This is a genomic window from bacterium (assembly GCA_030693325.1).
Taxonomy (GTDB): Bacteria; Patescibacteriota; Minisyncoccia; order UBA6257; family MFKM01; genus MFKM01.
On sequence record JAUYAV010000015.1, the window covers coordinates 1 to 8,639 of the forward strand.

The following is an 8,639-nucleotide window of genomic DNA, read 5'->3' on the forward strand; positions in this document are numbered from 1 at the left end:
TCTCATCAGCGTAAATCAGCGTCTTAATAATTTTTTGAAAATTATTTTTTTGATTTTGTAAGTTCCCAGTTTCTCGGCTTCCACAAAACCTTCCATAGCCGCTTCGGCCAAGCTCCCGTTGGCCAAAAGGTCAAAAAGCCATTGGTCGGCATAATTGGGATTATCCTGGTCCAGCGCCGAACCCATTCTCAAAAGCCATCTCCGGTTAAAAATTTCCTGAGACCCCAGCGGCGGAGCGATGATTATAGGCAAACCCAAAGCGGTATAAAAAGAAAGTTCACTCGGCTTAGTCCATAAAATATCGGTTTTCCGCAGTTTTTGATTAAATTGCGCAAAATAATCGTCTATGGTATCGGCGAAAATTATTTCAATATTTTTATTCAAATAATTTTCCAAGCCGAGAATTTTTATATTTTCCAAAAAATATTTATAAACATTTTCTTTAATGCCGGCCACTAAAATAATTTTAATTTCCTGATTTTTAATTTTTTCAGCCAAACTTTTGACGTATTTAATCGCTATTTCTTTTTGCGCCCCGGCGCCCCCCACGGAAAACATAATGGTTAAAGGATGGTCGGGTTTTTCAGGCAAAAGACCGACGTATTTTTCAATCAAAGGATAATATCCCTTGCGGTATGTTTTTTGCGGGTCAAGATTCAAAAGCCGGTAGCCCAAATCTATTTTCGCGATTTCCAATTTTTCGCTTCCGGTATTTTCCAAAGGCAAAGGATAGCCGGTTAAAAATATATTCTCTTTTTTAACCCCGTAAAGTTTTAATCTTTCCACCACCCAGGAATTGGGAGCGAAATATTTTATTTTGCTTTGAGCCGGATTTAAAGAAACCCAGGTCCTGGCGATATCGGCATCGCAGATAACGCAATAAATATCGCCCGGATAACCAAAAACTTCGGCCATAAAAACCGGAGTAAAAAAAGTGCTTATTAAAGGCAAGGGAATTTTGTCCAATTTTGAGACCAAATCCCTTCCCCATCCTCTTTTGAGAAAAGAAAAAATAACTCTTAAGGAGATGTTCGGCTTTGATAAATCCCTTCTGGGATAAAAATTGAGAATTTTCTGGAATTTTTCAAGAATACCGAAAGCGGCGTTCCCGAGCAAGGGAAATTTTTTGAAATCAGAGATTGCTTCATAAAAATTTCTGGCTAATTCCCAAATATTTCTGTCTCTTCTGGTAATGCCTTCATAGTTATTGGCGTTAATAACCTTTCCGTTATAAGTGAATTCTTTCAAAGGATAAGCCGTTCTCTGATGTCCGTAGCCCATAGCCACTCCTATCACCCAGGCCTTTTTTTGCCGGTCAACGTTATTGGTCATTTGTTATTAATTATCAGTCATTTTATAATACAATTATGTGTTTAGCCACTCCCTGCAAGGTAGCAAAAATAGAAAAAGATTGGGCAGTAGTCAAAAACCAAAACCATTCGCACCGGGTTAATACCTGCCTGCTAAAAAACGTCAAAATTGGCGATTACCTTTTAGTCCATGGCGAAATGGCGTTGAATAAATTGCCCAAATCAGAAGCCGAAAAAATTTTGAAACTTATAAAGACATAAATAAATGAATTCTCCGCGGCAAAAAGGATTATTATTGGTTTTAGGAACGGCTATTATTTCCGGTTTTTCAATTTTTATTAACAAATACGGCGTCAGCGCCATTAATCCTTATATTTTTACTTTCCTTAAAAATATTTTAGTGGTCGTTGCCATTTCCGGCTTGATTCTCGGACTGAAAGACTGGAAAGCTTTAAAAGCGCTGACAAAAAAACAATGGGGGCTGCTTTTGACCATTGGACTTGTCGGCGGCAGCTTGCCTTTCCTGCTGTTTTTTAAAGGGCTTTCTTTAACCAACGCCGCGGAAAGTTCGTTCATCCAAAAAACTATGTTTATTTATGTGGCCTTGCTGGCTTCGGTTTTTCTGAAAGAAAAATTAAATAAAAATTTTTTAATCGGCGGCTCGTTCTTAATGCTTGGCAATTTATTTTTATTGGGGAAATCGTCTTTACTGGTATTAAATAAAGGAGCGCTTTTGATATTTATCGCCACTCTTTTCTGGGCGATGGAAAATGTCATTTCCAAATACGCCTTGAAGGAACTTTCGGGAAAAATTGTCGGCTGGGGAAGAATGTTTTTTGGCTCTCTGTTTATCCTTATTTTTTTGTCGGCCACCAGTCAGCTGTCTTTAATAACCCGTCTTTCTTTCAAACAAATTAATTGGATAATAATCACCGCGGTTATTCTTTTGGGTTATGTTCTGACCTGGTACAACGGCTTAAAACATATCCCCGTTTCGCAAGCCGCGGCAATTTTAACTTTAGGCGCTCCAATAACCACCCTGCTTAATTTAGTATCCGGCCGTTCCGTTAATCCCCAGGAAATTTTAGCTGGCATTTTTATTGTTTTCGGGGTAATCTTGGTTTTGGGCTTAAAAGAAATTTCGGGATTAACCAAAAAAATTTCTCTCTTATTTCACGATGCCCAAACTTAAACCGGCTCTTTGTCAAAAAAATAAAACAAAAGGAGGAAATAAAATGGAAGGTTTAAAATTAGCGGCCAGTTACAGCTGGAATTGTAATACCGCCAAAAGATTGAAAGTTTGTGAAAAACTGCTTGGTTTTATTCTCGGCAAAAGCGAAAATGACCGGATAGCTGAAAAAATTTTAGAAGCATTGGTCCCTTACAGGTTTTATTCCGCCATTGCCAAGGCCAATAAACTTTCTGATACATTTTCGCTCGCGGTAATTTCTTTTTATTGGAGAGGATGGCCGACAGCCTTCAAGTCCCCCCGGCCCGATACCGGTTTTTTTCATAACCACACCGTAGCCGCCATCGCCTACAGCCAACCTTTAAAAAAGATTGAGCTTAATCACATGAACGAATGCCTGGCTGCTTGTGGCAAAATAAAAAAAGTTGGGAAAAATTATTTTGTAATTGAATACCAGCCGGTTGTCCGGAAAAAAAACGGCTTGGTTTTGGGAAAACCAGCGAAAATAAAAATAACAAATCATCTGAAACTAAAAGCCAAAATAGGCGACTTTATCAGCTTTCATTACGCCAATGCGGCCGAAATTATCAGCCCGGCCGAAGCCAAAAGATTAACCGAAATCACCGAAGAAATCCTCCAAAACTTTAATGCCAAGAGAAAGTAGCTCTTGGCATTATTTTTTTATAGACATTACTCAAAAAACCGCTTTCCCTAAAATATCGGATTTGTCTATTAAGCCGAAACGAGAACTGTCAAGAGAGCCGTTTGAAAGATTGCCCAAAATCAAATAAGCGGCGGTGGGGATAATTCCTTTGTAGTCGTTTTCGTAAAGCGAAAGCATTTTATATCCTCTGGCGTCTAAAATATAAGGCCGGCTTTGGGAATTTTTAAGGATTTCGCCGTTAACCAAAATATTCCATCCGTCTGGCGACTGTTCCAACTGAAATCTGTCTCCGGGAACGGCCTTGACGATTTTAATCAGCGGCTCCGGATCGCCGGAATAGTTGTAAATGATGATATCGCCGGCCATTACCTCGTTGCAATTATAAAAATCAAAAAGAATTTTAACCGAAGCGCCATCCTCGATTAATCCCGAAAGTGAATTGCCGCGGACCAGGCGGTTTTCAATCTTGGTAACGCAATTTTCCTGAATATTGTTTTTGTCTCCCTGCGGGAGATATCCCAAAGGGGCGCTTCTTTCAAATTCAGAATTTGAAAGATTATCCCGCTTCTTGTTTTGATTGGCTATATAAATAAAAGCGAAAAGCAAAAACAATAAGAGTAAAATAAAAATAACGGTGTTTTTATTGAATTTTGAGTTTATCATTATTACATTATACCCTGTGGCAAATTATCTCTTCAACTTTCAAAAATTATACAAGGCCTACCTTGACTGCCGCCGCCGCAAAAGCAATACCCTTAACGCCATCCGCTTTGAACAAAATTTAGAAAGCAATTTACTTGCTCTTGAGCGCGAATTGAAAAATAAAACTTATCGCCCCGGCCGCAGTATTTGTTTTGTCGTCACCGACCCCGTGCCGCGCGAAATTTTTGCCGCTGATTTCCGCGATCGGGTTGTGCACCATCTGCTCATAAAAAAAGTGGAACCGCTTTTTCAGAAAAAATTTATATTTCAGTCTTTTGCGTGCCAAAAAGGGAAAGGCACCCATCTGGCGGTAAAATATTTAGAACGCGAGGTGCGGCGCATCACCTGTAATTTCCGAAGGGAAGCGTATTACCTGAAACTGGACATTTCCGGTTTTTTTATGAGCATTGACCAAAAAATTCTTTTTGACATTTTCAGCAAAACGATATCCCAAGCGCCGGAAAAATTTATCCCTTTTCGGGAAAAAGAAGAAATTTTATGGCTGGCTAAGATTATTATTTTTTCCAAACCAACGGAAAATTACCTCGTTAAAGGCGACCCTGAATTGTTTTCTCTCATCCCGCCTCATAAGTCGCTTTTCCATTCCGGCGAAGGCAGAGGGCTACCGATTGGCAATCTCACCTCCCAGTTTTTCGCCAATGTTTATTTAAATGAGCTTGATCACTTCATAAAGCGGGAACTTAAATGCCGTTATTATTGCCGGTATGTGGATGATTTTACGCTTTTGGCGGAAGATATTAACACTTTAAAATATCGGCGATTGGAAATTGAAATCTTTTTGCGCGATAAACTGCGATTGAAATTGCATCCGCGTAAACAAGTCCTCCAATCCGTCGGCCACGGCATCGACTTTGTCGGCTATTTTATAAAACCCTATCACACCCTCATTCGTAACCGCACTGTCCGCAATCTTAAAAGAAACCTTTTTAAATTCAACTTGGAATTGGAACAAATTAATATTCCCGACCTTAAAAAATTGGAACAAATTTTATCCACCATCAATTCTTATTACGGTTTTTTGCGGCATTCACATTCGCTTAAACTTAGGAGACATATCTACGAAAAACATTTTGGAAGATTAAAAGATTGCTTCTTTCCGATAAATTATAAATATGAATATTTTAAGATTCGCTATGCCTATCGCGTAAAGGCAAAGCAACGCCTTGCCTTTACGGAGTAATCCCGCTTAGGACGGACGAACACGCGAAACGAGTTGCCTGGGTTGCCGGTGTTGTTGTTGTTCTCCGAACTGCAACCGCTGTTGCCCAATATCCGGGCATTGTTGGACCAGTTGTTGCCGTTATAGTTGCCAACCGCGGCCGACCATAACGCTCACCCACTAATTATTTGTTCAAAGAGAAAATATCTTCAAACAACTGCTTTGGCAGCAAAATTCTCTGTTTTGTAAACAAAGAGGGGCGAGTGGCAGGATTGAATTGCGCGCTCGAACCGCACATCAAGAAGGTAAGGTTTACATTCTTTATAATAAACGATTCGATTCTGGCAAATTAATATTACTCTTATTTTGCGATTTAATCCACCCTCCCAGTTGCATTCCAATTTCTTCAGATATTCTCGCGCTTTCTTCGTATTTTTTAATGCCGATAATTTTTAAATCGTGGCCAAGCCGGACCAAAATTTTAATTTCTTCCAGCTTTTCCGAAGCTTTTTCCAAAACTTCTCTTTTATCAATTTTAGAATTCGCCTGAATAATTAAAAGCAATAATTCTATGCTGTTTTCTTTTAATCCGGCGCCAAAAGTATAACGATGCTCGCGGGGGAAAGTAATGGTCAAACAATGCATAAAAAGCGCCAGATCATACGACTTTTTGTAAATCGGCAAGTGAGCAAACTGAGCCATAAAAATTTTTTAAAAAAATTTAAATTATCAAATGATCAATCCTGCCCTACGGACGGACGAACACGCGAAACGAGCGGCCTGGGTAGCCGGTGTCGTTGCCGCCCTCCGAACTGCAACCGCTGCCGCCCAATACCCGGGCATTGCCGGACCAGTAGGTGCCGTTATAGCTGCCAACCGCGGCCGACCATAACCAGTAACCGCTATCGCTCAAAGAAAGGTTAGTGCAGGATTGCCGGTATTCTGCCGGGTCGGGAAGATGGGAGCCGGAAGCGCCGGTCCAGCCCAGCAACATATTGTTTCTGGTGTTGTATTCGCCGTAGTAAGAGTAGTTATTGCAGTTGGTCAAGTTTGAGGGGCAACCTTCCTGGGGCTGGTAGTATTTACCCAGGTCTTTTACGCCGTCCACGCAGTCAGCCACGGCTAAGGCGGACCAGTTTTTGTGGGCCGCGTTGTCGGTTTCTCTGGTTCCCATTTGAATTAAACTTCCAAAGGTGGTTGCCGAAGCGTCGCCCGAGGTGAAAGCCACAAAGGCCTGCATTCTTTCTACCATAGTGTCGGTGGAGGCGGTAACGACGCAGGTGTATTCGGGAAGATAAATAGTGGAGCCGTATATTTGGTAAGACGGATTATCATAAGTGGGGGGACAGGTGGCGTTGTCAGGTCCGTTGACCCAGCCGCCCGCATCGTAATACGTGCCGCAGGAGTTCCAGGTAGTTCTACTGGTGATATATTTTCTCGGAGAGACGCAGACATTTTGGCTGGAGTCCCAAGTCCAGCCCGCGGTAGCGCAATCGGTTGAAGTTATTAAGGCAGTTGAGGCGGCGGCGTCCACGTATCCTTTGGTGGCGGCGTCGGTGGAAGCGGTCGGAGCGGCAACCGAAGTGATCCTGTTGCTGGAAACGTCAATGGTTCCGTTGACAACTAATTTCCCTGCGGTGGGAGTCGTCGTCCCGATGCCGACGTTGCCGCCGTTTGGATTTAACGATAAATTATGATAAACGCCAAGAGTTGCTCTGTTGGTAGCCTGTATCCAACCAGTAGGTCCGCTTCCGTAGAATCCAAAATCCATAACACCATTATTTAATCCTTGCCCTATACGAAAACTCCCTGTTTGTGTTGAGCCAGTTGTTGCTGGAAGTCCGTTATCTCCTAAAATGTCCAATTTTAAACCAGGATTTGTCGTCCCGATGCCCACATTCCCGGCATTGGTATTGTAGATAGCGGTGGAAGAAGCGGCCCAGCCCACCCCTCCGAGAACAGACCAACTGCCGCTCGTATAACCCCGGAAAGCGTTGGAAGCGGTGTTGTAATAGATGGACCCGTTCTGGGCTCCGGCCACGGGGTCAGTTGTAAGTTGGCCCACGTTGAGAAGATTGGAAATATTGATGTCTTTCCAACGGTTGGTGGAAGCGATGCCGATGGAGAAAGAATTGTCGGTGTTAGGCACTAGGCTATCGTCAAAGGTAGCGGCACTCACTCTGCCGATGGCGATCTTGAGGGCTCTCGTTATCTGCTGGTAGGGATTCTGGCTGTTGTAGGTCAAAGCCAGGTTGACCTGGACAATGGCGTGGGCGTCGGGGTTTTCGTATTTGGTGGCCTGAAACTGGGCAACCTTTACCTGGTTGTTGGTGATGGGAATGACCTCTCCCGTGCCCTGTTGGAGATAGATGCCGTTTGCATCGGAAGAAATGATGGTGGGATCTAAAGAAGACGAAGCCATTCTCAGGACCAGGGTGGAAGAAGCCACTCCGGCCGGATTTTGGATGTTGGCGCTTTCCCTGACCAACCTTTGGATGGTTGACTGGACAAAGGCCAGCTGCTGGGTGAGCTCGGCATCAGCCGAGGTCTGGGTCTGAACCCGGGTGAAGGTGACGAGGACGCCGGAAAAGACCCCGACGGAGATGGCGAAGATGACTGTATAAATCAGCAATTCAATCAGGGTATAGCCGCCTTGGTTTGATGTTGATTGATACTTATTGATATTCATAGATATTGGTTGATATTGATTTAACGACTCTGGTTGATTGCTCGAGCAGGAGAAACAAAAACCCCGCTCTGATGGGGCGGGTTGGTTAAACTGCTGTTCAAATCAAAAACCACCTTGATCAAAAAGGCGACGGTGAGAATCAGGAGGAAATTGATTATTGCTAAGCGGCGGACCTGCTTACTAGCCGCGCTTTGGCTCTCTCTCTCTCTCTCTCTCTCTCTCGGGACTTGTGACAAGGATTGGAAGAGGTGAAAAAGTTTCATAACAATATTATAGCATTTTTTATGCTAAAAAACGTTAGTGAACCGCGCAGGTGATACAAGGGTCGTAAGCCCGGATGAGCATTTCAATTAATTTCTGGGCTTCATCTTGGGAAATTTTGGGCGACTGGTCTAAAATCGCCTGAACGCTTTTTTCAATGGAAGTCAGGTTCTGAACCGTCGGCGTGATAATATTGACGAAAATTATTTTCCCTTTGTCGTCTAAATGAATTTCGTGATACAAGCCGCCCCGCGGCGCCTCTACCGCGCCGATGCCTTTAAGAAGCGGATGGTCGCCCGGAGAAATAATTCTTGGGTCAAATTTTTCCTGAAGCAAAACTTTAATAATTTCCCTGGCCTTTTGGTAAAAATGCAAAATCTCTACGGCTTGGGCGAAATTATTATAAAAAGGATTTTTAAAATCAATTTCTTTAAGATATTTTTGGCACTCCGGAGCTAAATAGTTATGGTGAGTAGCCAGCCGGGCCAGAGCTCCGACCATCACTTCTCTTTTTTTGTATTTGGAGAATTTTGCCGTGGAATTTTTTCTTATTTCTTCACGGATGTCGTCTTTGTAATTTTCAATTGAAGAATAATCATTTTTATTTGAGATAATTTCAACTGAATCGTAGCCCGGATAATTTT

General features: G+C 42.6%; 9 protein-coding genes. 4 read left to right on the plus strand and 5 right to left on the minus strand.

The features are described from left to right. Positions 1 to 15: 15 nt before the first annotated feature. Entirely contained in the window at positions 16 to 1,332 is a 1,317-nt protein-coding gene (locus Q8N22_01680; GenBank protein MDP3052649.1) for a hypothetical protein, read from the minus strand. 35 nt (positions 1,333 to 1,367) lie between these two features. On the opposite strand from Q8N22_01680, the gene Q8N22_01685 reads away from it, so the two are divergent. The 3 genes from Q8N22_01685 to Q8N22_01695 are packed head-to-tail and all read left to right on the plus strand — an operon-like array spanning position 1,368 to position 3,163. After that, a complete protein-coding gene (locus tag Q8N22_01685; GenBank protein ID MDP3052650.1) occupies positions 1,368 to 1,571 on the plus strand; it encodes a HypC/HybG/HupF family hydrogenase formation chaperone in 204 nt (67 codons plus the stop codon). A gap of 4 nt (positions 1,572 to 1,575) precedes the next feature. Then, positions 1,576 to 2,502, plus strand: coding sequence for a DMT family transporter (locus tag Q8N22_01690; GenBank protein ID MDP3052651.1), 927 nt, complete (start codon positions 1,576 to 1,578; stop codon positions 2,500 to 2,502). A gap of 43 nt (positions 2,503 to 2,545) precedes the next feature. Then, on the plus strand, positions 2,546 to 3,163 hold the full coding sequence (locus Q8N22_01695) for a DUF6390 family protein (protein ID MDP3052652.1): 618 nt from the start codon (positions 2,546 to 2,548) through the stop codon (positions 3,161 to 3,163). Between the two features lie 30 nt (positions 3,164 to 3,193). Here Q8N22_01695 and lepB read toward each other — a convergent pair whose 3' ends face one another. Next, entirely contained in the window at positions 3,194 to 3,826 is a 633-nt protein-coding gene (gene lepB / locus Q8N22_01700; protein ID MDP3052653.1) for a signal peptidase I, read from the minus strand. Positions 3,827 to 3,842: 16 nt separating this feature from the next. Here lepB and Q8N22_01705 point away from each other — a divergent pair, with 16 nt between their 5' ends. Further along, on the plus strand, positions 3,843 to 5,066 hold the full coding sequence (locus tag Q8N22_01705; GenBank protein ID MDP3052654.1) for an RNA-directed DNA polymerase: 1,224 nt from the start codon (positions 3,843 to 3,845) through the stop codon (positions 5,064 to 5,066). Between the two features lie 300 nt (positions 5,067 to 5,366). Here Q8N22_01705 and Q8N22_01710 read toward each other — a convergent pair whose 3' ends face one another. The 3 genes from Q8N22_01710 to Q8N22_01720 all read right to left on the minus strand — a co-directional run. Beyond that, positions 5,367 to 5,747, minus strand: a complete 381-nt coding sequence (locus tag Q8N22_01710) for a four helix bundle protein (protein MDP3052655.1) — start codon at positions 5,745 to 5,747, stop codon at positions 5,367 to 5,369. Between the two features lie 46 nt (positions 5,748 to 5,793). Then, positions 5,794 to 7,734, minus strand: coding sequence for a prepilin-type N-terminal cleavage/methylation domain-containing protein (locus Q8N22_01715; protein ID MDP3052656.1), 1,941 nt, complete (start codon positions 7,732 to 7,734; stop codon positions 5,794 to 5,796). A 297-nt stretch (positions 7,735 to 8,031) separates the two neighbouring features. Next, positions 8,032 to 8,639, minus strand: a 608-nt coding sequence (locus Q8N22_01720) for a nickel-dependent hydrogenase large subunit (GenBank protein MDP3052657.1), incomplete at its 5' end; no start/stop codon positions are given.